This is a genomic window from Roseomonas sp. KE0001 (genome assembly GCF_016107285.1).
Lineage (GTDB): Bacteria > Pseudomonadota > Alphaproteobacteria > Acetobacterales > Acetobacteraceae > Pseudoroseomonas.
Genome location: NZ_RCVQ01000008.1, coordinates 175,524 through 199,146, shown reverse-complemented (window position 1 = coordinate 199,146; position 23,623 = coordinate 175,524). Strand labels below are relative to the sequence as shown.

Genomic DNA, 23,623 nt, shown 5'->3' with positions numbered 1-23,623 from the left:
GGTCCGCCCGATGGCGGCCGGCGACGGTGCCGCCTCGCCGGGGTGGCGGGAAGGACGCGTGATCAGGGCCGGGGCGGGGGAGCGGGCGGGCATGCGGCGAGGATAGCAAGCCGCGCCGCGCGAGGGAAATACTATACCGGACCCTCGCCCGGCGGGCCGGGCCGACACCCGCCCGGCCCGTCCATGAAGGTTTGCAGATGGCGGCCGTCTGGGCGAACCTTTCACGCGCCACGCCAGGTCCCTCCGGCCTGCGCTGAACGCCAGAAGGGCGCCGCCGCCCACGGGGCAGAGATCCCGGGCCGGTCGCGCGCTCCGTCACCAGGGAGAGCACGATGTCCAAGTTTCCTCGCCGCGACCTGCTGCGACTGTCCGCCGCGGCCGGCCTGCCGGCCGCCTGGCCGGGGCAGGCCGCCGCCGCCTGGCCCGACCAGCCCATCCGCCTCATCTGCCCCTTCGCCGCCGGCGGTCCCACCGATGTCGCGGCCCGGCTGGTGGCCGAGGCTCTGGGAAGCCAGCTCCCCCAGCGCGTGGTGGTGGAGAACCGGACGGGCTCGGGCGTCGTGGTCGGCACCGAGGCCGTCGCCAGGGCCCCGCGCGATGGCCACACGCTGCTCTACAACACCATCGCCCATGCCGTGCTGCGCGCGCTCTTCCACAATCTCAGCTTCGATCCCGTGGCGGACTTCAGGCCGGTCGCCCTGGTGGGCACGGTGCCGATGCTGCTGATGGTGAACAGGGATGTTCCGGCCCGCACCCTGCCGGAGCTGGTGGCGCTCTTCCGCGACAAGCCGGGACAGTTCAACTACGGCAGCTCCGGCAATGGCGGGGCGGTGCATCTGGCGACGGAGCTGTTCCTGCGGCAGGCCGGCCAGCTGAGGGTCAACCACATCCCCTATCGCGGCTCCGCCCCGGCCATGCCGGACCTGCTCAACGGCAATCTGACCATGTTCCTGAACGTCGCCTCGGACGGGATCGAGAGCGTGCGCAGCGGCGCCACCCGGGGCCTGGCGGTGAGCGGCGACCGGCGCCTGCCCCAGCTGCCGGATGTTCCCACCTTCGCGGAGGCCGGGATGCCCGGCTACGAGGCCTACACCTGGCACATGGTCCTCGCGCCCGCCGGCACGCCGGCGGCGGTGGTGACGCGCCTGAACGAGGCGATCAACGCCGTCCTGCGCTCCGATGCCCTGCAGCAGCGCTTCGCCGAGCTGTCCGTCCAGCCCCGCCCCGGCGGCACGCCGGAGGACGCCGCCGCCTGGCTCAAGGCGGAGATGGAGAAGTGGGAGCCCGTGGTGCGCGCGGCGGGGATCGTGGTGAACTAGCCTGCTGCCCGCCGCGGCAAGGAGCCGCCCGCCCGCCCTCCGCCCCGGCGGGCGGGGAGGGCCGGTCAGGCCGCGCCCGGCAGGCGTCCGGCGGCGCGCCGCTGCTCATAGGCCCGGGCGTGGGTCCAGGCGAGGGACAGGATCTCGTCCGGCAGGCCGTGGGCGCGGCACCGCTCCAGCATGAAGCCCAGGATGTGATCCCCCTCGATGGGCCGCCCCTGCTCGAGGTCCCGGAGGAGGGAGGCCTCATAGGTCGAGGCAGGGTCGGAGAACAGCGCGCGGTAGGAGGCGAGGAAGGCCTCGTCCGGCGGAAAGCCTTCCCGGGCCGCGATCCCGGCATGGAGGTCGAGAAGCCGCTGGAACAGCGCCCCGCCCTCGGGCGTGCGGACGATCTCGCCGACATTCGCGCGCAGGACCACGGTGAGCGCGGCGACCGTGGCGAGATGGACGAGCTTGAGCCAGAGCTCGCGCCGGATGTCTCCCGACAGCCGGGCATCGACGCCGGTGCCGGCGAAGGCGTCCAGGAGCGCCCGGCACCGCGCGGTTCCGGCGCCGTCCTGCTCGCCGAAGGTCAGGCTGCACCAGTCGTTCAGGTGCCGGATGACGCCGTCCGGCCCCAGCGTCGCCTGGATCTTCGCGGTCCCGCCCAGGACATGGCCAGCGCCGAAGCGCTCGTTCAGCCGCTGGAGATGGGCGATGCCGTTGAGGATCGGCAGGACCGTGGCGCCGCCCTCCATCGCCGCCCCGATCGAGGCCATGGCATCGGCCAGGTCGTAGGCCTTGCAGGTGAGCAGGACCAGGTCGTAGCGCCGGCCCGGCTCCGGCCGCGGCACGGCCCTGACCGGGACGGTCGCGTCGCCGAGCGGGCTCTCGATCCGCAGGCCGTCGCGCTGTAGCTGCGTGAGGCGGCGCTCCCGGACGAGGAAGGTCACATCCGCCCCGGCCGCCGCCAGCCTGCCGCCGAAGTAGCCCCCCGTGCCGCCGGCACCCAGTACGAGAATCCTCATGGCCGCTGTCCTCCGGATGGCGTGGCGTCCGGCCAGTGTCGCATATCCCGGCCCTTCGCGGACCGGGGGGAGCGCGGCGTCGCCGGGCGGCGCCGCTTGCCAGCGCCATGCCCCGCCGGCACCCTGCGGAGGTGATGAATGGCCGGGCCCTGCGGTATTTCCTGGCGGTCGTGCGGGCCGGTTCCGTGCGCGGCGCGGCCGCGCGGCTGAATGTCGCGGTCTCGGCCATCAGCCGGCAGATCATGGAGCTGGAGGCGGAGTGTGGCCAGCCGCTGCTGGAGCGCCTGCCGCGCGGTGTCGTCGTCACCGAGGCCGGGCGCATCCTCGTCGACCACGCCCAGCGCCAGATGGATGAGCTGGACCTGCTGCGGGACCGGCTGCGCCGCCTGCAGGGCGCGCAACAGGGCACGGTGCGGCTCTGCTGCGGCGCCGGCTTCCTGGCCGACCTGATGGATCATGGCCTGGCCGGCTTCTCGGCCGCCCATCCCGGCATCGCCTTCCGCGTCTCCACGGCCACCAGCGACGGCATCCTGGCGGCGCTGGCGCAGGGCGAGGCGGATATCGGCCTGGCCTATACGCCGCCCTCCCATGCCGAGGTGCGCAGCCTGCTCTCCGCCAACCAGCCGCTGCAGGCCATCCTGCCGCCCCGGCATCCGCTGGCCCTCGCCGGCGCTCCCCTGCCGCTGCGCGGCTTCGCCGCCGAGCCGGTCGCGCTGCTGCCGGCCGATCACGGCGTGCGGCGACTGCTCGCCCGCGTCGAGGCCGATGGCGACTTCCGGCTGGTGCCCCGGCTGGAAAGCGCCTCCTTCGGGCTGCACCGCCGCTTCGTCATGGCCGGGATGGGCTATGCCTTCCTGCCGCCCTTCACCGTCGCGGCGGAACTGCGCGATGCCAGCCTGGCGGCCCTGCCGCTCAGCGACGCCATGCTCTCCGAGGCGCGCGCGCATCTCCTGGTGCGGGCGGGGCGCCGCATGCCCGAGGCGGCCGCGCGACTGATCGACTGGCTGGCCGGGCGGATGGTGGCGTTCCGGCAGGGGGGCTGAGGCGGGGCCAGGCTCCGGTCGGGTGTTGCCGGAATCAGCACGGGATGTACGGAATGTTCTGATTGTGATGACGGGTCGTCTCTGTAACGTCCTGGGCCAGGAGGGCCGCATGTCTCAGCAGATCGCAACCCTGGGCGTGGTGGGGCTCGGCAATATGGGCTTGGCCATGGCCACCACCCTCGCCGGCAAGGGCTTCGCCGTGCGGGGTCACGACATCAGCCCGGCGCGGCGCGCGCTGGCCGCCGGCGCCGGCATCGCCGTCTCCGCCACGCTGGCCGAGATGCTGGCCGGCGCCGACGCGTTGGTCTTCTCCCTGCCGCTGGCGCGCGACGTCGAGGCGGTGGTGACCGCGCCCGGCGGGCTGCTGGACCGGCGGGACCGCAAGGTGGTGGTGATCGACACCTCGACCTCCGACCCCGGCACCAGCCGGCGCCTGGCCGCGCAGCTCGCGGCGGCGGGGCACGGCCTGCTGGACGCGCCGGTCAGCGGCGGCCCGTCCGGCGCCGCCGCCGGCACGCTGACCATGATGATCGGCGGCGCGGCGGAGGACTACGCGCTGGCGCGGCCGGTGCTGGAGGCGATGTCGGCGCGGGCGCCGCATGTCGGGCCGTCGGGGGCCGGCAATATCGTCAAGCTGGTGAACAATCTCCTGGTCGCGGCGCATCTCGTCACCACGGGTGAGGCGATGCGCCTGTCCGAGGCCGCCGGCCTCTCGGCCGCGGAGGCGGTCGCCGTGGTCAACACCGCCACGGGCCGCAGCGCCGTCAGCGAGGTGATGCTGCCGCGCTGGGTGCTGCCCGGCACCTTCGACAGCGGCTTCTCCGCCGGGCTGATGCGCAAGGACGTCCGCCTCGCCCTGGAGCTGGCCGCCGAGACCGGGCTCGACCTGCCGCTCTCGGAGCATGTCGCCCGGATCTGGCGCGATGCCGCGGACCGCCTTCCCGACAGCGCCGACTTCACCCGCATGGCCGATTACCGTGAGACCCCAGAGAGCCAGGATGAGAGCCAGGATGACTGACGCGACCCTTCCGAGCCAGGCCGCCCCCCGCGTCGCCGCGCTGCTGGACGGCCTCCTGCCCGGTGGCGCGGCCGGCAGCGTCGTCGGCGGCGCGGTGCTGCCGGGCGGTGGCGCGGCGCTGGAGCTGGTCAACCCCGCCGATGGCCGCCCGCTCCTCTCCTACGCGGATGCCGGTGGCGAGGTGGTCGAGGCCGCCATGCAGGCGGCCGCCCAGGCGCAGCGCCAGTGGTGGGGCATGACCGCCGCGGCGCGCGGCCGCGCGATGTGGGAGGTGGCGCGCCTGGTGCGGCAGCAGGCCGAGGCCCTGGCCGAGCTGGAGACGCTCTCCGCCGGCAAGCCGATCCGCGACACGCGCGGCGAGGTCGCCAAGGTCGCGGAGATGTTCGAATACTATGCCGGCTGGTGCGACAAGCTGCATGGCGAGGTCATCCCGGTCCCGACCAGCCACCTGAACTACACGCGGCACGAGCCCTTCGGCACGGTGGTGCAAATCACCCCCTGGAACGCGCCGGTCTTCACCGCCGGCTGGCAGATCGCTCCGGCCATCTGCGCCGGCAACGCCGTGGTGCTGAAGCCTTCCGAGCTGACGCCGCTCACCTCCCTGGCGCTGGGCTGGCTCTGCAACACCGCCGAGGGGATGCCGAAGGGCCTGGTCAACGTTCTGGCGGGCGCCGGGCCCACCACCGGGGCGGCGGCGGTCGCGCATCGCGGGACGCGGCTCGTGGTCTTCGTCGGCTCCGCCGGGGCGGGGGCGGAGATCGCCGCCGCGGCGGCGCGCAACATCGTCCCCAGCCTGCTGGAGCTGGGCGGCAAGTCGGCCAATATCGTCTTCGCCGATGCCGATCTCGACCGCGCCGCGATCGGCGCGCAGGCGGCGATCTTCGGCGGCGCCGGGCAGAGCTGCGTCGCCGGCTCGCGCCTGCTGGTGCAGCGCGCCGTGCACGCCGCGCTGGTCGAGCGCCTGGCGGTCGCGGCGCGGCACATCCCGGTCGGCCCGCCGGCCGATCCGGCGACGCAGATCGGCCCGATCAACAACCGCCGCCAGCACGACAGGATCGCCGCGATGGTGGCCGAGGCCGCCGCGGCGGGCGGCCGCATCGCCGCCGGCGGGGGCTGCCCGCCGGCGCTGCGGGAGACGGGCGGCTTCTTCTTCGCGCCCACCATCCTCGACGGCGTGGCGGCCGATGCCGCCATCGCCCGCGAGGAGGTCTTCGGCCCGGTGCTCGCCGTGCTGCCCTTCGACACGGAGGAGGAGGCGGTGGCCCTGGCCAATGCCACGCCCTACGGCCTGGCGGGGGCGGTCTGGACGGGGGATGTCGGCCGGGCGCACCGCGTCGCCGCCGGGGTGCGCGCCGGCACCTTCTGGGTGAACGGCTACAAGACCATCCATGTCGCCTCGCCCTTCGGCGGCTTCGGCCGCTCCGGCTTCGGCCGCTCCTCGGGGCGGGAGGCGCTGATGGCCTATACCCAGACCAAGAGCGTCTGGGTGGAGACCGCCGCGCAGCCGGGCGTCGCCTTCGGCTATGTCGGCTGAGGCGACCTGGCGGCGGCTCGCGGCCCAGGCCGACCAGGCGCCCGCGCCCCTAGCGGCGGCGCTGGCCGTCACCGCTGGGGCGGCGACGCCGGTCGCCGGCATCGCCGCCCTGCTCGGCCGACTGCTGCCGCCGCTCTGGCTGGAGGCCGGGCCGCTCGCCGCCGCCACGCTGACCGAGGCGGACGCGGCGGCGGTGCTGTCGGATCTCGAGGCCATCACCGCGCGCAACTTCGAGCCGTCCGGGCTGCTCGGCACCTGGGTCGGCCACCGCGGCTTCCAGATGCTGGCGTCGCACCGCCTGGCGCATCGCCTCTGGACCGGCGGCCAGCCCGCGCTGGCGATGGCGGTCCGCAGCGCGGCGGGCTACCTCGGCTGCGACATCCATCCCGCCGCCCGCATCGGATGCGGCATCTTCCTCGACCATGGCCTCGGCCTTGTGGTGGGCGAGACGGCGGTGATCGAGGATGACGTCAGCCTCTGGCACGGCGTCACCCTGGGCTCGACCCTGATGCAGGCCGGCGCCGACCGGCATCCGAAGATCCGGCGGGGGGCGGTGCTGGGGGCCGGGGCCACCCTGCTCGGCAATATCGAGGTCGGGGCCTTCGCCGTGGTCGCCGCCGGGTCCGTGGTCCTGGCCGACGTGCCGCCGCGCACCACCGTCGCCGGCCATCCGGCCCGGCCGAAGCCGCGTCACCGCCACCCTTACGGCCTCGGGGAGACACCATGAGCCGCGCGACCGTCCCGCTTCCCGGCATCGACCATCCGCTGATCCTGATGCGCGACATCGAGGCGGGGCGGGCCTTCTACGCGCGCCTCGGCTTCACCGTCACGCCGGTGGGCCGGCACCCCTGGGGAACCAGCACCGCGCTGGCCGTGCTGGAGCGGTCGGCGCTGGAGCTGATGGGGATCTACGACGAGAGCCTGATCGACGGCCTGGAGACCGGCGGCTTCCGCTTCGGCCGGCACATGCGCGATGCGCTGGCCGAGCGCGAGGGCATGGCGCTGGTCGCGCTGCACAGCCGGGACGTGTCCGGCGACGGCGCCGCCATGGCGGGGCGCGGCATCGCCACGCAGGGACGCATCGACTTCCGCCGCAAGGTGAAGCCGCCGGGCCTGGACTGGGACGAGGCGGTGGTGTCGCTGCAGATCCTGCTGGACCCGGCCCTGCCGCGCGTCTCCCACTTCCTGGCGCAGCAGCACAAGCCGCACCTGCTCTGGGTGCCCGACTGGATGCGGCACGCCAATGGCGCCACCCATGTCGCCGCCGTGACCTATCTGGCGGAGGACCCGGCGCCCGTGTGCGCGCGGCTGGGGCGCATGTTCGGCGGCGGGCCGGCGGCGTTCGCGGCGGAATTCCCCACGGAATTCCCCACGGGCCAGGGCCATTTCCGCGTGCTGCGCCCGGCCGACTGGCCGGCGGCGTTCGGCGCCACGCCGATGCCCCGGCTGACGCCCGGCGAGCCCGGCGGCGCGGCGATCGACGTGGCGGTCCGGGACCTGGCGGTGGCGCGGGCGGTGTTGGCGGGGGCGGGTGTCGCGACCGTCGAGACCGCGGCCGGCCCCGCCATCGCCGATGTGGCCGGCTGCGGCAATGTCGTGATCCGCTTCGTCCGGGCCTGCGCCGGAGCGGCGGGGCGCGGGGCCTAGCGCCCCCCCCTCCGGCGGCGCCGAGGAAACCACCATCCCGCGCCGGCTTTTCCCGTCCGATGAAGGCGCCGCCGTGCGGCGTCGGAGGGACAGGCCATGCCCGCCCGGGACCAGGACGCCTCGCTCGGCCGCTACCGCGCCCGCCGCGACTTCACCCGCACCGCCGAGCCCGCCGGCGAAAAGGCTCCGCGCCGCCGCGCGGCGCATCGCTTCGTGGTGCAGAAGCATGACGCCACCCGCCTGCATTACGACTTCCGCCTGGAGCTGGGCGGCACGCTGAAAAGCTGGGCCGTGACGCGCGGGCCGAGCCTGGACCCGGCGGACAAGCGCCTCGCCGTGCAGGTGGAGGATCATCCGCTGGACTATGGCGGCTTCGAGGGCACCATCCCGCCGGGCCAGTATGGCGGCGGCACCGTGATGCTCTGGGACCGGGGCCGCTGGCGCGGCGAGGATGCCGACCCGGAGGCGGCGCTGGCGGAGGGCAAGCTGAAGTTCCGCCTGGAGGGCGAGCGGCTGCGGGGCGGCTGGACCCTGGTCCGCATGCGTCCGCGCAAGGGCGAGAAGGCGCCGCAATGGCTGCTGATCAAGGAGCGCGACGAGGAGGCCCGCCCCGGCGAGGGCGATGCCCTGCTGCGGCGGGAGACCCGCTCGGTCAGCTCGGGCCGCAGCCTCGAGGAGATCGCCGGGACGGCGAAGCCGGCGCCGAAGCCGAAGCCGAGGCCCCGCGCCGACACGGGCGCCGAGGCTCCGGCCGGCTTCCTGCCGCCGCAGCTCTGCGCCGCCGCCGCCGCGGCCCCGGCCGGCGAGGGTTGGGTGCATGAGGTGAAACTGGACGGCTACCGGCTGCAGGCACAGATCGCCGGCGGCCGGGCACGGCTGCTGACCCGCAACGGGCTGGACTGGACGTCGCGCTTCCCCGACACCGCCGAGGCCCTGGCCCGCCTGCCCGACGCCATCCTGGATGGCGAGCTGATCGCTCCCGACAAGGACGGCCATCCGGACTTCGCCGCGCTGCTGGCCGCCATGGAGGCGGGACGGGGCGGCGAGCTGCGGTACATGGCCTTCGACCTGCTCGGCCTCGGCGGCCGGGACATGCGGGAGGAGCCCCTGCTGCGGCGCAAGGCGGCGCTGGAGACGCTGCTGCGCCAGGCGCCGGCGGCGATCGGCTATGTGGAGCACTTCACGGCGCCGGGCCGGGCCATGCTCGACTCGGCCTGCCGGATGGGGCTGGAGGGCATCGTCTCCAAGCGGGCGGAGGCGCCCTACCGCGCCGGGCGCGGCGAGGACTGGGTGAAGACCAAGTGCCGCGGCAACGATGAATTCGTCATCGGCGGCCACGGCACCGGTCCCAAGGGCAACATGACCCTGCTGCTGGGGGCATGGCGGGACGGGAAGCTGATCTATCTCGGCCGGGTGGGCTCGGGCATCTCGGGCCAGCGGGCGCGGGCCCTGGCGCGGCAGCTCAGGCCCCTGGCGCGAAAGACCTCGCCCTTCGCGACGGCGGCCGATCCGTCGGACCGGCGGCGCGCCCATTGGGTGGAGCCCCGGCTGGTGGCGGAGGTGGATTATGCCGGCTGGACCGGGGAGGGGCGGATCCGCCAGGCCTCGTTCAAGGGGGTGCGGGAGGACAAGCCGGCGGACAGCGTGACACCACCCGGCCCGATCGCGGGGCAGGATCCGCCGCCGGAGCCGGGTGCGCGCCGGCCGGCCGGGGGCGGCGCCCATACCGTGTCGGGGGTGCGGCTGAGCCATCCGGACAAGCTGCTCTGGCCGGAGGAGCGCATCACCAAGCACGACCTCGCGCAGTACTACGCGGCGGTGGCGCCGCGCCTGCTCGCCTATGCCGGCGGCCGGATGGTGGCCCTGCTGCGCTGCCCCGACGGGATCGCCGGCCCCCGCTTCCTGCAGCGCCATCCGGGGCGCGGCACCTCCGCCCTGCTGGCGCGGGTGCCGCTGGCCGGGGAGGAGGATCCCTACCTGGCGGTGGATAGCGTGGAGGGGCTGGTGGCCCTGGCCCAGGCCGGGGTGCTGGAGATCCATCCGGGCGGGGCCCGGGCCGACGATACCGAGCGGCCGGACCGGCTGGTCTTCGACCTCGATCCGGATGAGGGTCTCGACTTCGGCGCCGTGATCGACGCGGCGCTGGCGCTGCGCGAGAGGCTGGAGGCCCTCGGCCTCGTCGCCTTCGCCAAGACCACGGGCGGCAAGGGCCTGCATCTGGTCGTGCCCCTGCGGCCCCGCGCGGGATGGCCGGAGGCGCGGGATTTCTGCCAGGCCCTCTGCGCCCTGATGGCCGAGGACCAGCCCCGCCTCTACACCACCAACCTCGCCCGGAAGGCGCGCAAGGGCCGCATCTTCCTCGACTACCTGCGCAACGACCGGACGGCGACGGCGGTCTCCGCCTGGTCTCCCCGCGCGCGGCCCGGCGCGCCCGTCTCGATGCCCCTGGGCTGGCAGGAGGTGGCGCCGGGGCTGGACCCGAAGGCCTTCACCCTGCGGACGGCGCCGGCGCATCTGAGCAAGGATCCCTGGGCGGGCCATGAGGCGGCGGCCCGCCCCCTGCCGGTGTTCCGGCGCGGGGCCGCCCGGAAAGGCGGAGTGGCGTGAAGGCCCGTCCGATCTGGCGCGGGACGCTGCGCCTGGCGCTGGTGTCCTGCCGCGTCGCCCTGCTGCCGGCGCGCCAGGAGCGCAACAACCTGCACTTCAACCTGATCAATCCGAAGACCGGCCATCGCATCCGCAATCGCACCGTCGATGCGGAGACGGGGAAGGCGGTGGAGCGCGCCGCCCTGGTGCATGGCTACGAGGTGGCCAAGGGGGAATATGTCCTGCTCACGGAGGAGGATTTCGAGAGCGCCCGCGTGGAGAGCAGCCGAACGCTCACCATCGCCAAGTTCGTCAAATCGGGCAGCATCACGCCGCTCCATTTCGAGAATTCCTACTATCTCGTGCCGCAGGAGGACGAGGCGGCGGATGTCTACGCCGTGCTGCGGGAAGCCCTGCGCCGGAGCGACATGATGGCGCTGTCCCGGCTGGTGCTGTTCCGGCGGGAGAGGGCGGTGGCCATCCTGCCGCTCGAACGCGGGCTGGTGCTGCACACGCTGCAGGAGGAGGGCGACCTCCGGGATGCGGAGGAGGCCTTCGCCGAGGTGCCCCGGGGCGCGCCCGACGCGGAGATGGTGAAGCTGGCGAGGCAGCTCATCGCCCGGCAGGCCGGCACCTTCGACCCGGCCGACACGGAGGACCGGTACGAGGCGCGGCTGCGGGAGGTGATCGAGGAGCGGCGCCAGGGGAAGACCATCACGCCGGAGGTGGAGGACGAGACGGAAGGGCGGGACAATGTCGTGGATCTGATGGCCGCCCTGCGCGCCAGCCTGAAGGGCACGAGGCCCTCGCGCGGCAAGGCGAAGCGCAAGACGCCCGCCGGAGACAAGGCCGCGCCGGCCCGCCGCAAGCGGGCCTGAGGCCGCGCGCGCCCTGGGCATCGGGGCCCCCACGCCGGGGCTTCGGTTGAATGACAGTTCTGCATGCAACTCAGGGGGCGTGGACTTCCCGCGTCAAGGGGCACTAGACAAGCGCGAAACTTGTCTAGGGCTTCGGACATGGCCTACCGCGAACTGAAGTATTACCGACGCTATCCTCTGGAGATCCGCGAGTATGGGGATACCGGCTGGGCGGTTCATGTCTATCCGCCGGCCGACGTCCGGAGTGGCCACAAGGTCGCCGTCCTGACGACGCCGATGCCCGCCAAACTGGCGGAGGTCCTGGCCGACGCCCGCAGGACGGTGGACCGGCATGCCATGATGCCGATCACGGGGCAGGCATAGGCTTTCCGGCCGCCGTCATCCCGGGGGCCCGCGGTGCCGGCGGGCCGGCATGCCCTTCAGCGTGCCCTGGCCGATATCCGCCGCAGGACCGCCGCCGACAGCAGGACCGATGAGACCAGGATCGCGGCGGCGATCAGCCCGGCCGGTGTCGCGCGGGCGGTGGCGGTCAGCAGCCTGCCATGGCCCAGGTCCAGATGAAGGCTGGCCCTCATCTCCTCGGGAAGCGCAGGGGCAGGCGGGGTCATGCGATCGGAGACTCCCCGGATCACGACGCGGGCGGCGGCACGCTGGCCGTGAGGACGGCGGCGCCTGGCGTGGCCGTCACCGGCACCATGCCACAGGGCGTCATTCCCCCTCCGCCCTGTCGCGGCCCGGCAGATGGCGGGTGCCAAGCCGGACCATGACCATCAGGATGAGCCCCAACCCGGCGGCGATCAACGCCATGCGCCAGTGTCCCGCGCCGCAGCTCATGCCGATGGCGCCGGTGAGCACGAGGCTGCTGGCGCTGGTCAGGTTGCGCACCTCCTCCCGCCAGGCGAAGACCATGCCCGCGCCGATGAAGCCGAGGGCCTGGAACAGGCCCTGCGCGATCCGCAGCGGATCCGATTCTCCACCGCTCTGCAGCACCGTCGCGGCGATGGAGGTCGCGGAGAGCATCAGCAGCGCCGCGCTGAGGGCGATCAGGCCATGCGTGCGGATGCCCGCGTCGAAGCCGCGCCGCTCCCAATCCAGGCCGAGCAGCATGCCGAGCCCGGCCGCGCCGCCAAGGCGCAGGAGGATGTCCTCGGTCGATGGGTCGGTCATCATCATGGTTCGGGCCGGCCTCCAGACGCGCGGACAGGCGCGGCGCGAGGGTTCCGCTCGCATCCCGCCCTGACCGCCGCCGGACCAGCTTCCCTGCCCCGCAGTGACGACTCAAGCCCGAATCGCCGGAAGGCTGCCCTGTTTCGCGCCCCGGCATGAACAACCGTGCCCGGAGGCCAGGTGTCGGCCGAGCTGAACCGTTACCGCGCCGCGGCGGTCCGCTTGACGGGGCGGCGCCGCGCGCGTCAGATCCGCCAGGGCGCTATCGGGCGCGCCATCGCGCCACGGAAGGTCCATGCCCTTGCCCGCCGCCAGCGTCCTGACCATGGCCCGCGGGCGGGAAGGGCATCTCCGCCATCTCCTCGGCGGGCTGGCCCGGAACACCTGCCTCCCCGAGCAATGTGTCGTCGTGGACCTCGGCGACACGGCCCTGGAGATCCCGCCGCTGCCCTTCCCCGTCCGGCACCACCGGATGCCCTCGGCCGGCCTGCCGCTGGCCCGCGCGCGCAATGCCGCGGCGGCCCTGGCCACGGCGCCGGTCCTGATCTTCCTTGACGTGGACTGCATTCCCGCCGCGAGCCTCGTCGCCGGCCTGGCCGCCGACGCCGCCGCGGAGGAGGCGTTGATCTGCTGCGAGATCCTCTACCTGCCCGCCGGCGCGCTGCGGGACGGGCCGGACGAGGCGCGGCTGCGCGCGCTGGGTCAGCGGCACGAGGCCCGGTCCTTTCCGCCGCGCGGCCTCCGGACCGAGCCGAATGCGGGGCTGTTCTGGTCCCTGGCCTTCGCCGTGCGGCGGGACACCTTCCTGCGCCTCGGCGGCTTCGACGAGACCTATGACGGCTACGGGGCGGAGGACACCGATCTCGCCTTCCGCGCGCGCGAGGCCGGCCTCCCCCTGCTGTTCACGGCCAGCACCCTGGCCTTCCACCAGCACCACACGGTGTACGACCCGCCGCTGCAGCATTTCGCCGACATCGTCGCGAATGCCCGGCGCTTCCGGGACCGGCACGGCTTCTGGCCGATGACGGGCTGGCTGGACGCCTTCCACCGGCGGGGGCTGATCGCGCCCTATGCCGCGTCGGACCGGATCGTGGTTCTGCGCCCGCCTTCCACGGCGGAGATCGCGGCCGCCGTCTGCCCGCCGGAGCGCGCCTACTGACCCGGGCGCGCGGCGCGATCCGCCTCCGCGTCGATGAAGGCCGCGCACCTCGCGAGGGCGCCGGGATCGTGGAGCGCGGCGATGCGGCCCGGGTCCAGCGCCATGGCCTGGGCGAGCAGCGCGGGCCAGTCCTCCGCCGCCGGCCAGGCCTCCCGCACCACCGCGGCGCCCAGCGCGGCGAGGCGGCGGGCCTTGTGGTGCTGTTCCCCGAAGGGCCGCGGCTCGGGCAGGCACAGGAAGCGCTTGCCGAGCGCGGCGACCTCGGCCAGCAGGCCGTCCCCGGCGCCGCCGATGACCAGATCCGCCCCGGCCAGCAGCGGCCGGGCGTCCTCCCGCCAGCCCAGCAGCTCGAGATTGGGCGGCGGCGCCGCATCGCCGCGCAGCAGGCCGATGGCGCGCCATCGCCACCGCGGCGTGGCGCGCGCCGCCAGGGCCAGCGCCTCCGCGTCACCGCCGCTCCCGCCGCGCCCGAAGACGGCGAGGATGCCGCCCCCCTCCGAGGGCCGGATCGACGGCCCCGCCAGGAAGCCGGCATGGAACGTCCTGTCCAGGACCCAGTCCGGCATTCCCTCCGGCATCCCCTCCGCCTCCAGCGGGCGGGGAAAGGGGGCGAGCAGGGCCGCCGCCGCGCGGAAGGCGGCGAGGTGCGGCGGATCGTCCCGCAGCCCCGCCAGGCGGACGTAGAGGAAGGGCGTGGACATCAGCCGCGACAGCAGCGCGACCTCCACCGAGACATCCACCACCATCAGCGCCGGGCGGGCCTCGGCGATCCAGCCCGCCATCCGCGCGACCCGCCGGCGGAGACCGTCATGCCCCAGCGGGGCGTAATGCAGCCCCGGCACGCCCCCGGGATCGGGCGGTTCCGCGCCGGTGGGCGCGTCGTCCGGCAAGGGCACCACCGGACAGGGTGCCGCGCGCGTGACGCTTTCGGGGAAGGTGCCGAGCAGGGTGCAGGGCCGCCGCAGCAGGCGGGCCAGGGCGGCCGCGCGTTGCCAGTGGCCGAAGCCATGGTGATGCACGTAGTAGCCGATCGGCCTCATGCGGCCCCCATCATGCGGCCCCCGTCATGCGGCCCGTGTCTCCAGGGCCATCGCCTCCAGCACCGGAATGACGGCCTCGATGGCCTCCCAGCGCGGCGCCAGCGGCGGCAGCAGGGGCTCGGCCCGCGCGACGAAGGCGATCCCGTTCACGCTCTCCCGCGCGACCGCCGCCAGCAGGGCGGGATCGGCCCCGAGCCGGGCGGCGACCGCCCCGGGGCCTTCGATGAAGCCCTGGCGCAGGGCGCGGCGGCGGCGGAACACCGCCCGCCAATGGGCGGCGTCGGGCAGGAGGTGCGCCTCGGCGCCCTCGGCCACGCGCCGCCATTTCCGCATCTCCTCGGCCATGCCGCCCGGCGCCCGGCCATCCTCGCGCGCCGAGACCCGCACCCAGGCCTCGGGCGCGTGGCGCAGCCGGCCGCCCATCCGCTCGATGGCGGCGACGAGGGCGAGATCCTCCTGCCTCTCCAGCGGCGGCACGCCGCCTGCGGCACGGTAGGCGGCGGCCGTGACCGCCAGGCTGGCGCCGGTATGGTCGCCATGCCGGGGCGGCGGATCATGCGGCAGGGGGTCGATCCGGTGGGCCAGGCCGCGCACGGCGGACCAGTAGCGCGCGACGCGGGCGCGCGCCTCCGTCAGCCAGGCCGGCAGAGGCCGGTCCGGATGCTCCAGCAGCCGGAGCTCGCCGCCGACGGCCTCGGCGCCCCGCGCGAGCGCGCCGAGCTGGGCGGAGACCCAGCCGGGCGGCGGCACGGCATCGGCATCCGTGCTGATCAGCGCACCCTCCGCCACGCCCTCCTCCCGCAGCCAGGCCGCGCCCGCATCCATCGCGAGGCCACGGGCCACGCCGACCCGGGCACGCGCAGTGGGCAGCGTGATCTCGAGCACACGGAGCGACAGGCGTGGCGTGCGCCCCGCCAGCGCGCGCAGGAGGTCCGCCGTGCCGTCGGTGCAGTTGTTCGCCGCCACCACGACCCGGAGGCGCCCCGGCGTGTCCTGGCCGGCCAGCGCGGACACCAGATCCGGCAGCGCCTCCGCCTCGTTCCGCGCCGGCACGCAGACGACACAGGGCGGGCCGCTCACGACACGGTGCCGCCGACAAGGCCGTGGCGGCCGGCCCCGCAGGCGATCTCCCGGCGATACAGCGCCTCATAGGCGTCCACCATGGCGAGGGCATCGCAGATCGCTTCCGCGCGGGCCCGGCAATCGGCGCGCGAGAGGGTGGCGGCGGCGGGAATGGCGCGGGCCAGCGCGCGGACGTCGTCGGCGGGGGCGAGGCGGCCCGTGGCGGCATCCGTCAGCTCCGGCAGGGCGCCGCGCGAGAAGCCGGCGACGGGCGTGCCGCAGGCCAGGGCCTCGGCCACGACCAGGCCATAGGGTTCCTCCCAGCGGGGGGTGATGACCGCGACGGAGGCCGCCGCGACGGCCCGCGACAGGGCGGCGTGGTTCAGATGGCCCAGGTAGGTGACGTCCGCGCCCAGCATCGGCGCCACCTCGGCCCGCCAGTAGTCCGGGTCGCTCAGCGGTCCGGCGATCCGCAGCGGCATGCCGGCCAGGCGGGCCGCGGCAATGGCGAGATGCGCGCCCTTCTCGGGGACGAGGCGGCCGGACCAGATGGCATGCCGCTCCGGCGCCGGCTCCAGGCGGGGCCGGAAGCGGTCGAGGTCGATGCCGTTCGGGATGACGGCATCGACCGGCAGGAGGCTCCGCCACATCCCGCGCACCACCTCGGACACGGCGACGAAGCGAAGGTCCGGCCTGACGCGGCCCCTCACGCCCTTCTCCAGCGCCGGGAAAGGCGGGCAATGCAGGGCGGTGACGAACGGCACCGGCAGCCGGTGCGCCGCGAGCAGCGGCAGGGCGTGCAGGGAATTGTTATGCACCACGTCGAACCCGCCCCGCGCGATGCTCGCCATGATCTCCGCATAGGCGCGGCGCTCGCGGAGGGCGGTGAGCCTGGCGGCGAAGGGCGTGGCCGGCGTCCCCGTCGCGGGGCAGACGCAGCAGGGCTCGAGCGCCACGTCCGAGGCCTCGGCGGCGAACAGGGTGACATCATGGCCCCGCGCCAGAAGATGGCGTGCCAGGAGATGGGTATGCATCTCCAGGCCGCCGGCGAAGGGCTCGGCGATCGGATACTTCAGGTGCGCGATGAGCGCGATCCTCAGGCGCGGCGGAAGTCCGTCGAGGCTTTCCATCATGACGTCGGGAGGGGGTGGCAGGGATTCGCAGGGGAGGAGGGGCGCTGGCCCGTCAAGGGAGGGGGGCGCGTCAGTCACGTGGGGAAGGATCCCGCCGGATGGCGCGCCAGGCGCCTGAACCAGCCTGCTTCCATGGCGGCACGTCCTGTCTGGGCACGCTTTGTCTCCTGCGGAACGGCGTTCCCATGCTCAACTCCGCAGGGTGGAGGAGGTTATTGCCGCGCCAGAGCCCGCCACGCCGCGCAGCCAGGGAGAGCGGCCGGCCGCTCATGGTCAGGCCCAAGCCACAGCGGGATGTGATGACGGAACGGCGTCGATCTCCGTCGGGGTCGCGACGTTATGGTCCGGCGGCCAGATCCAGATGGAGGCGAATCCCATGAAGGCACTGACTTGGCACGGGAAAGGCGACATCCGTTGCGAGAGCGTCCCGGACCCGAGGATAGAGGATGGGCGTGACGCCATCATCAAGGTCACTTCCTGCGCCATCTGCGGCTCGGACGTCCATCTCTACGACCACGTCATTCCTTCGATGGAGAAAGGGGATGTCCTCGGGCACGAGACGATGGGCGAGGTGGTCGAGGTCGGCCGCGACAACCACAAGCTGAAGGTCGGCGACCGCGTGGTCGTGCCCTTCACCATCGCCTGCGGCGAATGCTTCTTCTGCCGGAAGGGCTTCTTCTCCGGCTGCGAGCGTTCCAACCCGAACCGCGAGAAGGCCGCCAAGCTCTGGGGCAACTCCCCCGCCGGCCTGTTCGGCTACTCGCATCTCCTGGGCGGCTTCGCGGGCGGACAGGCCGAGTATCTGCGCGTGCCCTATGCCGATGTGGGGCCGATCAAGGTTCCGGACGGGATGACGGACGAGCAGGTCCTGTTCCTCTCGGACATCTTCCCGACAGGGTATATGGCCGCCGAGTTCTGCGATCTGCGGGGCGGTGAGACCGTGGCCATCTGGGGTTGCGGGCCGGTCGGCCAGTTCGCGATCCGCAGCGCCTTCCTGCTGGGCGCCGAGCGCGTCATCGCGATCGACACGGTTCCGGAGCGCCTGGAGATGGCGCGGCAGGCCGGCGCACTCGTCCTCGATTTCAAGCAGGATGACGTCTACGACCGGATCATGGAACTGACAGCGGGCCGCGGCGCGGATGCCTGCATCGACGCGGTGGGCACGGAGGCGAGCGCCACAGGCTCGCTGGATGCGGTCCTGGACCGCGTGAAGGTCGCGACCTTCATGGGCACCGATCGGCCCCATGTGCTGCGGCAGGCCATCCATTGCTGCCGCAACTTCGGCATCGTCTCCATCGTCGGCGTCTATGGTGGGTTGCTGGACAAGATCCCCATGGGATCGGCCATCAACCGCGGCCTGACCTTCCGCATGGCGCAGACACCGGTGCAGCACTACCTGCCCATGTTGCTGGAGCGGATTCAGAAGGGCGAGATCGACCCTGCCTTCGTCATCACGCACACCGCGCCGCTGGAGGAGGGGCCGGGCCTCTACAAAACCTTCCGCGACAAGAAGGATGGCTGCATCAAGGTTGTCCTCAAGCCGTGAGGTCTGCCGCCTGTCCGGCGCTCGATGCCACCGGACAGGCCCGCCTCACCTGCCTCTTTACGTCCGAAATCACCACGATCAGGTTCATTCGGCGGCTGATGACAAGCCGTGGGGCTGCTGGCTGGACGCCGCGGTCGGGCAGGGCGGCTGAAAGCTAAATGCTTGAAAAGACTGGCGGACCCGATACGATTCGAACGTACGACCTTTGCCTTCGGAGGGCGCTCGAAAGGGGCTTTCTGGAGTTTTCCTGAGATGGCTGGAGCTTTCTAAGACGCTGATTCCGAACGGGAATGGTATCACGCGCCATCTCGGGAAATTTCCCGCCTATTCCCCGATTTCCGTTTCCGTGGTGACTCCCTGGTGACACTAGAAGCCCAGGGCAAAGGTCGTCATGGCGAAGCTGACCAAGCGTATCGTGGATGCCGCCGAGCCGCGGGACGCGGCCTATTTCATCTGGTGCAGTGATCTGCCGGGCTTCGGCGTGCGGGTCTTCCCCTCCGGCCGGCGGGTCTATTACGCCGACTACCGCCCTCAGGCCGGTGGCCGGAAGCGTATGTCCTTGGGGGTGCATGGCAAGCTGACGACGGAAGAGGCCAGAAGACTGGCCGTGATTACCCTGGGCAGCGTGCTGCAGGGGGAAGACCCCGCTGAGGAACGTGCCACCCGCCGCAAGACCCTGACCATGCGGGAGTTGTGCGAGCGCTACCTGGAGGCGGCTGACAAGGGCCTGATCCTGGGCAAGCGGGGCGCGGCCAAGAAAGCCACGACGCTGGTCTCTGACCGGAGCCGGATCGCCGCGCATATCCTGCCGCTGCTGGGCAATCGGAAGGTGTCGGACCTAACCCGGACGGACGTGACGCGGTTCATGCGGGACGTGGTGGCCGGCAAGGCGGCGCGGGACATCAAGACCGGCAAGCCACATGGGCGCTCCATCGTGGAGGGCGGGAAGGGGGCCGCCACCCGCACCATGGGCCTGCTGGGCGGTATCCTCTCCTTCGCCGTGTCCGAAGGGATCATTCCGGCCAATCCTGTGCATGGTGTGAAGCGGCCCGCGGACAACCGGCGGCGTCTGCGGCTGACCCCAGAGACCTATTGCCAGCTCGGCAAGGCACTGGAGACGTGGGAAGCCGAGGCCGGCAGCGAGGTCGCCATCCTGGCCATCCGCCTCCTGGCCCTGACCGGCTGCCGCAGAGGCGAGATCGAGAACTTGCGCTGGGTGGAGGTGGACCTGCCGGGCCAGGCGCTGCGGCTCGCGGACAGCAAGGAAGGCGCCTCGGTGCGCCCGATCGGCAAGGCGGTGGTGGATCTGCTGGAAGGGCTGGGCCGGAGCGGGCCCTACGTCTGCCCCGGCCGGGAGCCTGAGAGACCCTATGGCGGACTGACCGGGGCGTGGCGCCGGCTGGTCAAGGAAGCCGGGCTGGAAGGGGTGACGCCGCATACCCTGCGGCACGGCTTCGCCTCCATGGCCGCCGACCTCGGATACAGCGAGCCGACCATCGCCGCGATGATCGGGCATTCCTCCGGAACCATGACGGGGCGGTATGTGCACCACCTCGATGCCGTGCTGGTGGCAGCCGCCGATCGGGTGGCGGGGCGGATCGCGGATGCGATGCGAGGGCAGAACCCTGTTCCGACCGGTTCCGGGTGATTTCCCCCAAAACCCGATTTAGCGATCCCGGGAAAACCCAAGCGATCCCAGGCTAACCCGAATGTCGTTTTCATCTCCCCCTATGACTTTCAGGTCGGAACGGTCGGAACGGTCGGAACAGTCAAGAAAATCAGTATGTTAAGGCGTTCCGACCATCGTGCGGCTGGTCGGAACGGTCGGAACAGGCGGGGCCATGCGGGGTGCGGGAGCCTAGGGTAGGCAAAACAGCGTTCCAAGCGTTCCAGCGTTCCACATCGGCCAAAATCAATGCGTTACGTGGAACACTAGCGATCCGCGTCAGCGTTCCGGGAACGGTGATCAGCGTTCCAGAGCGGGGCGGGCCCTACCTTACGAGGCGAGCCCATCTGGCTTCCATAAGCCGGACGCGTCAATCGGATGGGAAACACCATTCCAGCTAATCAACTCAGGATTGATATTCACTCACTGATCTGTGATAAGGGCCAAAGTAGGAGCCCGCGATGTCCACGCCGAAATTTCTTCTGCTGATACTGATCACCAGCGTGACAATGTTTGTCGGGCTGAATGCGATGCTCGATGTCTCGGCCGTACCACGAAGCCATTCTGGAGGCAGCCGCATATCAAGTCTGGGGCATTATGCTCCTGCCATCATGCCGTAGCGCCCGCGCCCATCTGGCGGGCTGATCGCTGCCCTATTGCGATGTTCCCACGCGTATTTAGTTCGGGGATTGTCCGAACGAACGCTGCGACGCTGGGGGCATTCTCAAGTCTGGATCACCACCTTCTGCCTGCTCAATATGAGACTTCAGGCTTTGCAGCGCCGCCTCAGCTCCATGCAGTGCCGCGGCGTGTGGGTTCTCATCTTCAGTCGGATCTACGGCTTGAGCGAACTCGGTATCGAGATGGAGGCACAAGGTCGAGATTGAGCCCTCGCCGGTGATCTGCCAGCGCCCGGCGGGCGCGAAGGACCAGACCAAACTCAAAGCGCTGCGATCTGCTTTAAGACCGCCCTCAGGGAGAGGGCCTTCTTCGCGACGCAGATGAGGCAGCCAATGCCGCAGATGGCGATGATCTGCGAGGTAGTCGAAAACCTCGGCGGCTGGGCGCGCGATAGTGATCTTCTGGTCCATGGCACGGCTCCCTTTGGCTGGGTTGCCAACGCAACGGCGGAATTATGAGTTGCGACGCCGGGCTCTGCCCGTCAGGGCTTCGGCAGAGGCATCTCTCCTCGTGCCATCTATCGGCTGGCGCATGCCGCCTTCCTTGCCAGACTTCTGACGTCAGAAGTCTCCCTCCCAGGGTCAACAGGCCTTCCGATATTCTGACGTCAGAACTGTAGCTGGTAGCGATCAGCGGAAGCTTGTCATTTCGCTTCGGAGGGCGGCATAGCGCGCAGCACGAAGAGGCGATGCGAGGCTATGTCCACCATCCGCCGCATGCGCTCGAGCCAGGCCTTCTCGGCGTCCTGCTGGCTGTGGAAGGGACCGTGGAGCTCCTCCGTGCCGGCCTCGAGCTCCGTGAAGCTCGTGTCGCGGAAGACCCCGCCCCAGACCACCCAGATTTCGTGGCTGCTCAGGGGATCGTTCATGTCCTAGTCCTTCCTTCGCCTGATGAATCTGCCTTCCCGTCCCAGCCGGGCGCGGGCGCAACCTATGTCGGATTGAGCTCGATGGGCAGGGCCTTCATGCTTCATTGCAGCATAAGGCCTGTTTCATGGCGGCGACGGGTTGCTGGCGGAGCGAAGGTCCAATGAGGCGGGCCGATTCACGGCTTCCTCAACCTCACCCCCGCCCCACTCCCATCCTCCGCGATGAACTCCACCCCGGCGGCTTCGAGGGCGGCGCGGATGGCGGTGAGGTTGTTGGGGTAGGGGGTCCTGGCGCCGCGCTCGAAGTCCACGACAGTCTGCCGAGCTACCTTCGCAGCCTCGGCCAGTTGGGTCTGGCTCCAACCGAGCATGGCGCGAGCACCACGACATTGAGGCGCGGATATAGGATCTACCGGCAAGCTCAATCTTTCTGATTGACGTTGAGGCGAAATGCCAATCATAATAATTGAGGTTGGGCATCGCACCAACCGAAATCGGCCGAGCGAGGAGCACCACCTCCACCGCCCGGCCTAACCGCAACCCGCTCGGCAAGGAGCAGGCAATGGCTAACTGCGCCGAATACGCGCGCACTGACTGCGCGTCCAGAAGAAGACTGCCGCCCAAGGTTGCTCACCGTGAGCGACCTGCCCTCACCGCCAAGGTGGCGCAACTTGCGCCACCCGACCGCGCTCGTATCGAGGGCCTGATCGCGCGATTGATCGACCTGCTCGACGCCTACGACGCGCCGATGGCCGACATGGAGCCGGACTGGGACCACGAGGCCGACGCCGACGCCGAGCGCAGCCTTCAGCCGCTCCCGCTGGAGCCGCAGCCCTTTCCCGGCGGGAAGGGTCCGCACAGTGAGCGGACCCATCTTGGTTGTGGGAAGGGTGTGCACAGTGAGCACAGCCTTCTCGTGCTGGCCGAGCGGGTGGTTCAGAACCGCAGCGGTTCCAAACCCTTCCGCGCTGCCCCGGCGCATAAGCCCTGGCGCCCCGGCTTCCTGCGACGCTCCCTGGCCTATATCGCGAACGGCGACCTGCCGCCGGTCTTGGCCTTCGTCTGGCCGGCGCGGGAGCCGTGGATCCCACCACCGCCGCCGGTTAAGCGGCGTCCCGCCGCGAAACGGACGCTTGCCCATCCTGGCACCCGGGCCGGCAACGTGCCTGAGAACCAACGGCAGAGTGCCGTTAGTTCCCAGCGCGCCGACACCGCCCTGCCCATCGTGCTGGAGCGGTCAGAGCATGTGGCGGAGTGGATCAGGCTTACGGAGGAGAAGGTTAAACTGGCGCAAGTTGCGCCAGTTTCCGAACGAGGGAGAGTGGAGGGTCGAGGGAATGAGGGCGGCATTCGGTCTGCCGCCCGAGAACTCGGCGTTGACCGCGATGCCGCCCGCCGCGCCGCCAAGGTCGCCGGCCTGTCGGACCGGGCAAAAGAGATCCACGAGGCGCTGCATCCGGAGACGCGGCATGGCGGCGACCGGAAATCAAGTGGCAAACTTTGCCACTTGAACAGCTTCACCGACGATACCGCCCTCCGCGCCAGCCTCGCCGCCTGCTGCATCATCTTCGCGGCCTGCGCCGGATGGGCAGTGACGCTATGAGCCGCAGCAGAAGATCGATGCTCATCGCCGCGGCGCTGGCGCCTGTCTGCGTGGCGAATTCCACCACGGAGGTTTTCGCCCTGGAGGGTGAGAACCCCGATCCTGCCCTGACCCGCTACCGTGCCGTCATGGACGCGCACGAGGCCATGGAGAACGGCCCGGACGACCGCTGGGACCTGGTTGAGCGCTGGTGCGACGACGAGCGCGATGCCCTGACCGCCCTGGCCGAGGACTTCCCGCCGGGCCTGGAGGCTTTCCTGCACCGCGTGGTGGCCATGGTCGCCCGCGTAGAGGAGGTGGGGCACAACGCCTTCCAGGCGGAGGAGATCGAGGTCTTCTACGCCATCGGCGAGCGGGCCGAGGCGATGCTGGAGGGGAAGGCATGAGCCGCCACACCCCGCCCGCGACGCATCGCTGCGCCTGGTGCCGAAAGGTCTTCGACACCGTCGCCGAGCGGAAGACCCACGAGCATCTCCTCCACAAGGCCAACATCGTCCGCGACCAGGAGGCCGAGGCGCTGGCCAAGATGCAGCGCTACCACGCCGACCGGATGGCCGTGGAACGCGGCCGGGAGCCGGCGCCGTGATGGCTGTGGCAACAGGGGCATCGGGGCGGCCATGGACCGCCTCTAGAAAACTTAAACCTCCACATCAGTGACGGTTTCTA

The 23,623-nt window shown here is 71.7% G+C and carries 24 protein-coding genes; 15 read left to right on the top strand and 9 right to left on the bottom strand.

Going from position 1 to position 23,623, the window contains the following annotated elements:
- The first annotated feature begins 332 nt into the window (after positions 1-332).
- Positions 333-1,319: a tripartite tricarboxylate transporter substrate binding protein gene (locus tag D9598_RS16685; RefSeq protein WP_198367669.1), complete on the top strand. Its 987-nt coding sequence runs from the start codon at positions 333-335 to the stop codon at positions 1,317-1,319.
- A gap of 65 nt (positions 1,320-1,384) precedes the next feature.
- Here the strand turns inward: D9598_RS16685 and D9598_RS16680 are convergent, their stop codons facing one another.
- The gene (locus D9598_RS16680; protein WP_232477329.1) at positions 1,385-2,326 is read right to left on the bottom strand and encodes a 2-dehydropantoate 2-reductase; all 942 of its coding nucleotides are present in this window, start codon (positions 2,324-2,326) and stop codon (positions 1,385-1,387) included.
- A gap of 134 nt (positions 2,327-2,460) precedes the next feature.
- Here D9598_RS16680 and D9598_RS16675 point away from each other — a divergent pair, with 134 nt between their 5' ends.
- The 8 genes from D9598_RS16675 to D9598_RS16640 all read left to right on the top strand — a co-directional run bounded on the left by D9598_RS16675 (position 2,461) and on the right by D9598_RS16640 (position 11,395).
- On the top strand, positions 2,461-3,369 hold the full coding sequence (locus D9598_RS16675; RefSeq protein ID WP_232477328.1) for a LysR family transcriptional regulator: 909 nt from the start codon (positions 2,461-2,463) through the stop codon (positions 3,367-3,369).
- Between the two features lie 109 nt (positions 3,370-3,478).
- Positions 3,479-4,387 carry an NAD(P)-dependent oxidoreductase gene (locus D9598_RS16670; RefSeq protein ID WP_198367667.1) on the top strand — a complete coding sequence of 303 codons (909 nt, stop codon included), beginning with the start codon at positions 3,479-3,481 and terminating at the stop codon, positions 4,385-4,387.
- On the top strand, positions 4,380-5,921 hold the full coding sequence (locus tag D9598_RS16665; RefSeq protein WP_198367666.1) for an aldehyde dehydrogenase family protein: 1,542 nt from the start codon (positions 4,380-4,382) through the stop codon (positions 5,919-5,921). Before D9598_RS16670 ends, D9598_RS16665 begins: the two co-directional genes overlap by 8 nt.
- Positions 5,911-6,648 carry a serine O-acetyltransferase gene (locus tag D9598_RS16660; protein WP_198367665.1) on the top strand — a complete coding sequence of 246 codons (738 nt, stop codon included), beginning with the start codon at positions 5,911-5,913 and terminating at the stop codon, positions 6,646-6,648. The genes D9598_RS16665 and D9598_RS16660 overlap by 11 nt, the downstream gene beginning before the upstream one ends.
- On the top strand, positions 6,645-7,568 hold the full coding sequence (locus D9598_RS16655) for a VOC family protein (protein WP_198367664.1): 924 nt from the start codon (positions 6,645-6,647) through the stop codon (positions 7,566-7,568). The genes D9598_RS16660 and D9598_RS16655 overlap by 4 nt, the downstream gene beginning before the upstream one ends.
- 96 nt (positions 7,569-7,664) lie before the next feature.
- Complete coding sequence (gene ligD, locus D9598_RS16650) at positions 7,665-10,175, top strand: DNA ligase D (protein ID WP_198367663.1); 2,511 nt, start codon at positions 7,665-7,667, stop codon at positions 10,173-10,175.
- Positions 10,172-11,032 (top strand): Ku protein, encoded by an 861-nt coding sequence (locus tag D9598_RS16645; RefSeq protein WP_198367662.1) that lies wholly within the window; start codon positions 10,172-10,174, stop codon positions 11,030-11,032. The genes ligD and D9598_RS16645 overlap by 4 nt, the downstream gene beginning before the upstream one ends.
- Positions 11,033-11,170: 138 nt before the next feature.
- Entirely contained in the window at positions 11,171-11,395 is a 225-nt protein-coding gene (locus tag D9598_RS16640; protein ID WP_198367661.1) for a hypothetical protein, read from the top strand.
- A 56-nt stretch (positions 11,396-11,451) separates the two neighbouring features.
- Here D9598_RS16640 and D9598_RS16635 read toward each other — a convergent pair whose 3' ends face one another.
- Both D9598_RS16635 and D9598_RS16630 read right to left on the bottom strand, forming a co-directional pair.
- A complete protein-coding gene (locus tag D9598_RS16635) occupies positions 11,452-11,640 on the bottom strand; it encodes a hypothetical protein (protein ID WP_198367660.1) in 189 nt (62 codons plus the stop codon).
- A 100-nt stretch (positions 11,641-11,740) separates the two neighbouring features.
- Positions 11,741-12,205 (bottom strand): MgtC/SapB family protein, encoded by a 465-nt coding sequence (locus tag D9598_RS16630; RefSeq protein ID WP_198367659.1) that lies wholly within the window; start codon positions 12,203-12,205, stop codon positions 11,741-11,743.
- 289 nt (positions 12,206-12,494) lie between these two features.
- Here D9598_RS16630 and D9598_RS16625 point away from each other — a divergent pair, with 289 nt between their 5' ends.
- A complete protein-coding gene (locus tag D9598_RS16625) occupies positions 12,495-13,358 on the top strand; it encodes a galactosyltransferase-related protein (protein WP_198367658.1) in 864 nt (287 codons plus the stop codon).
- Here the strand turns inward: D9598_RS16625 and D9598_RS16620 are convergent.
- The 3 genes from D9598_RS16620 to D9598_RS16610 are packed head-to-tail and all read right to left on the bottom strand — an operon-like array spanning position 13,352 to position 16,671.
- Entirely contained in the window at positions 13,352-14,398 is a 1,047-nt protein-coding gene (locus tag D9598_RS16620) for a glycosyltransferase (protein WP_198367657.1), read from the bottom strand. The two genes, D9598_RS16625 and D9598_RS16620, sit on opposite strands and share 7 nt — an antisense overlap.
- Positions 14,399-14,422: 24 nt before the next feature.
- Complete coding sequence (locus tag D9598_RS21510) at positions 14,423-15,478, bottom strand: glycosyltransferase (protein WP_198367656.1); 1,056 nt, start codon at positions 15,476-15,478, stop codon at positions 14,423-14,425.
- The gene (locus D9598_RS16610; RefSeq protein ID WP_370592062.1) at positions 15,475-16,671 is read right to left on the bottom strand and encodes a glycosyltransferase; all 1,197 of its coding nucleotides are present in this window, start codon (positions 16,669-16,671) and stop codon (positions 15,475-15,477) included. Before D9598_RS16610 ends, D9598_RS21510 begins: the two co-directional genes overlap by 4 nt.
- A gap of 298 nt (positions 16,672-16,969) precedes the next feature.
- On the opposite strand from D9598_RS16610, the gene D9598_RS16605 reads away from it, so the two are divergent.
- Together D9598_RS16605 and D9598_RS16600 are read left to right on the top strand one after the other, a co-directional pair.
- The gene (locus D9598_RS16605; protein WP_198367655.1) at positions 16,970-18,139 is read left to right on the top strand and encodes a zinc-dependent alcohol dehydrogenase; all 1,170 of its coding nucleotides are present in this window, start codon (positions 16,970-16,972) and stop codon (positions 18,137-18,139) included.
- A 391-nt stretch (positions 18,140-18,530) separates the two neighbouring features.
- Entirely contained in the window at positions 18,531-19,787 is a 1,257-nt protein-coding gene (locus D9598_RS16600; protein ID WP_198367654.1) for a site-specific integrase, read from the top strand.
- Between the two features lie 695 nt (positions 19,788-20,482).
- Here D9598_RS16600 and D9598_RS16595 read toward each other — a convergent pair.
- From D9598_RS16595 to D9598_RS16585, 3 genes are all read right to left on the bottom strand, one after another.
- The gene (locus tag D9598_RS16595) at positions 20,483-20,896 is read right to left on the bottom strand and encodes an SRPBCC family protein (protein WP_198367653.1); all 414 of its coding nucleotides are present in this window, start codon (positions 20,894-20,896) and stop codon (positions 20,483-20,485) included.
- 233 nt (positions 20,897-21,129) lie between these two features.
- Positions 21,130-21,354: a hypothetical protein gene (locus D9598_RS16590; protein ID WP_198367652.1), complete on the bottom strand. Its 225-nt coding sequence runs from the start codon at positions 21,352-21,354 to the stop codon at positions 21,130-21,132.
- A gap of 176 nt (positions 21,355-21,530) precedes the next feature.
- Entirely contained in the window at positions 21,531-21,725 is a 195-nt protein-coding gene (locus D9598_RS16585) for a helix-turn-helix transcriptional regulator (protein WP_198367651.1), read from the bottom strand.
- A 101-nt stretch (positions 21,726-21,826) separates the two neighbouring features.
- On the opposite strand from D9598_RS16585, the gene D9598_RS16580 reads away from it, so the two are divergent.
- From D9598_RS16580 to D9598_RS16570, 3 genes are read left to right on the top strand one after another with little or no spacing between them, the layout of a single operon-like run.
- Positions 21,827-22,957 (top strand): hypothetical protein, encoded by a 1,131-nt coding sequence (locus D9598_RS16580; RefSeq protein ID WP_198367650.1) that lies wholly within the window; start codon positions 21,827-21,829, stop codon positions 22,955-22,957.
- 17 nt (positions 22,958-22,974) lie between these two features.
- Positions 22,975-23,343: a hypothetical protein gene (locus tag D9598_RS16575; RefSeq protein WP_198367649.1), complete on the top strand. Its 369-nt coding sequence runs from the start codon at positions 22,975-22,977 to the stop codon at positions 23,341-23,343.
- Positions 23,340-23,543 carry a hypothetical protein gene (locus tag D9598_RS16570; protein WP_198367648.1) on the top strand — a complete coding sequence of 68 codons (204 nt, stop codon included), beginning with the start codon at positions 23,340-23,342 and terminating at the stop codon, positions 23,541-23,543. Before D9598_RS16575 ends, D9598_RS16570 begins: the two co-directional genes overlap by 4 nt.
- The last annotated feature ends 80 nt before the right edge of the window (positions 23,544-23,623 follow it).

What these genes read in the sequence shown, in the direction of transcription:
- D9598_RS16685 (WP_198367669.1), top strand. Translation starts at nt 333, where the DNA reads ATGTCCAAGTTTCCTCGCCGCGACCTGCTGCGACTGTCCGCCGCGGCC.
- D9598_RS16680 (WP_232477329.1), bottom strand. Translation starts at nt 2,326, where the DNA reads ATGAGGATTCTCGTACTGGGTGCCGGCGGCACGGGGGGCTACTTCGGC.
- D9598_RS16675 (WP_232477328.1), top strand. Translation starts at nt 2,461, where the DNA reads ATGAATGGCCGGGCCCTGCGGTATTTCCTGGCGGTCGTGCGGGCCGGT.
- D9598_RS16670 (WP_198367667.1), top strand. Translation starts at nt 3,479, where the DNA reads ATGTCTCAGCAGATCGCAACCCTGGGCGTGGTGGGGCTCGGCAATATG.
- D9598_RS16665 (WP_198367666.1), top strand. Translation starts at nt 4,380, where the DNA reads ATGACTGACGCGACCCTTCCGAGCCAGGCCGCCCCCCGCGTCGCCGCG.
- D9598_RS16660 (WP_198367665.1), top strand. Translation starts at nt 5,911, where the DNA reads ATGTCGGCTGAGGCGACCTGGCGGCGGCTCGCGGCCCAGGCCGACCAG.
- D9598_RS16655 (WP_198367664.1), top strand. Translation starts at nt 6,645, where the DNA reads ATGAGCCGCGCGACCGTCCCGCTTCCCGGCATCGACCATCCGCTGATC.
- ligD (WP_198367663.1), top strand. Translation starts at nt 7,665, where the DNA reads ATGCCCGCCCGGGACCAGGACGCCTCGCTCGGCCGCTACCGCGCCCGC.
- D9598_RS16640 (WP_198367661.1), top strand. Translation starts at nt 11,171, where the DNA reads ATGGCCTACCGCGAACTGAAGTATTACCGACGCTATCCTCTGGAGATC.
- D9598_RS16635 (WP_198367660.1), bottom strand. Translation starts at nt 11,640, where the DNA reads ATGACCCCGCCTGCCCCTGCGCTTCCCGAGGAGATGAGGGCCAGCCTT.
- D9598_RS16630 (WP_198367659.1), bottom strand. Translation starts at nt 12,205, where the DNA reads ATGATGATGACCGACCCATCGACCGAGGACATCCTCCTGCGCCTTGGC.
- D9598_RS16625 (WP_198367658.1), top strand. Translation starts at nt 12,495, where the DNA reads ATGCCCTTGCCCGCCGCCAGCGTCCTGACCATGGCCCGCGGGCGGGAA.
- D9598_RS16620 (WP_198367657.1), bottom strand. Translation starts at nt 14,398, where the DNA reads ATGAGGCCGATCGGCTACTACGTGCATCACCATGGCTTCGGCCACTGG.
- D9598_RS16605 (WP_198367655.1), top strand. Translation starts at nt 16,970, where the DNA reads ATGAAGGCACTGACTTGGCACGGGAAAGGCGACATCCGTTGCGAGAGC.
- D9598_RS16600 (WP_198367654.1), top strand. Translation starts at nt 18,531, where the DNA reads ATGGCGAAGCTGACCAAGCGTATCGTGGATGCCGCCGAGCCGCGGGAC.
- D9598_RS16595 (WP_198367653.1), bottom strand. Translation starts at nt 20,896, where the DNA reads ATGGACCAGAAGATCACTATCGCGCGCCCAGCCGCCGAGGTTTTCGAC.
- D9598_RS16590 (WP_198367652.1), bottom strand. Translation starts at nt 21,354, where the DNA reads ATGAACGATCCCCTGAGCAGCCACGAAATCTGGGTGGTCTGGGGCGGG.
- D9598_RS16585 (WP_198367651.1), bottom strand. Translation starts at nt 21,725, where the DNA reads ATGCTCGGTTGGAGCCAGACCCAACTGGCCGAGGCTGCGAAGGTAGCT.
- D9598_RS16575 (WP_198367649.1), top strand. Translation starts at nt 22,975, where the DNA reads ATGCTCATCGCCGCGGCGCTGGCGCCTGTCTGCGTGGCGAATTCCACC.
- D9598_RS16570 (WP_198367648.1), top strand. Translation starts at nt 23,340, where the DNA reads ATGAGCCGCCACACCCCGCCCGCGACGCATCGCTGCGCCTGGTGCCGA.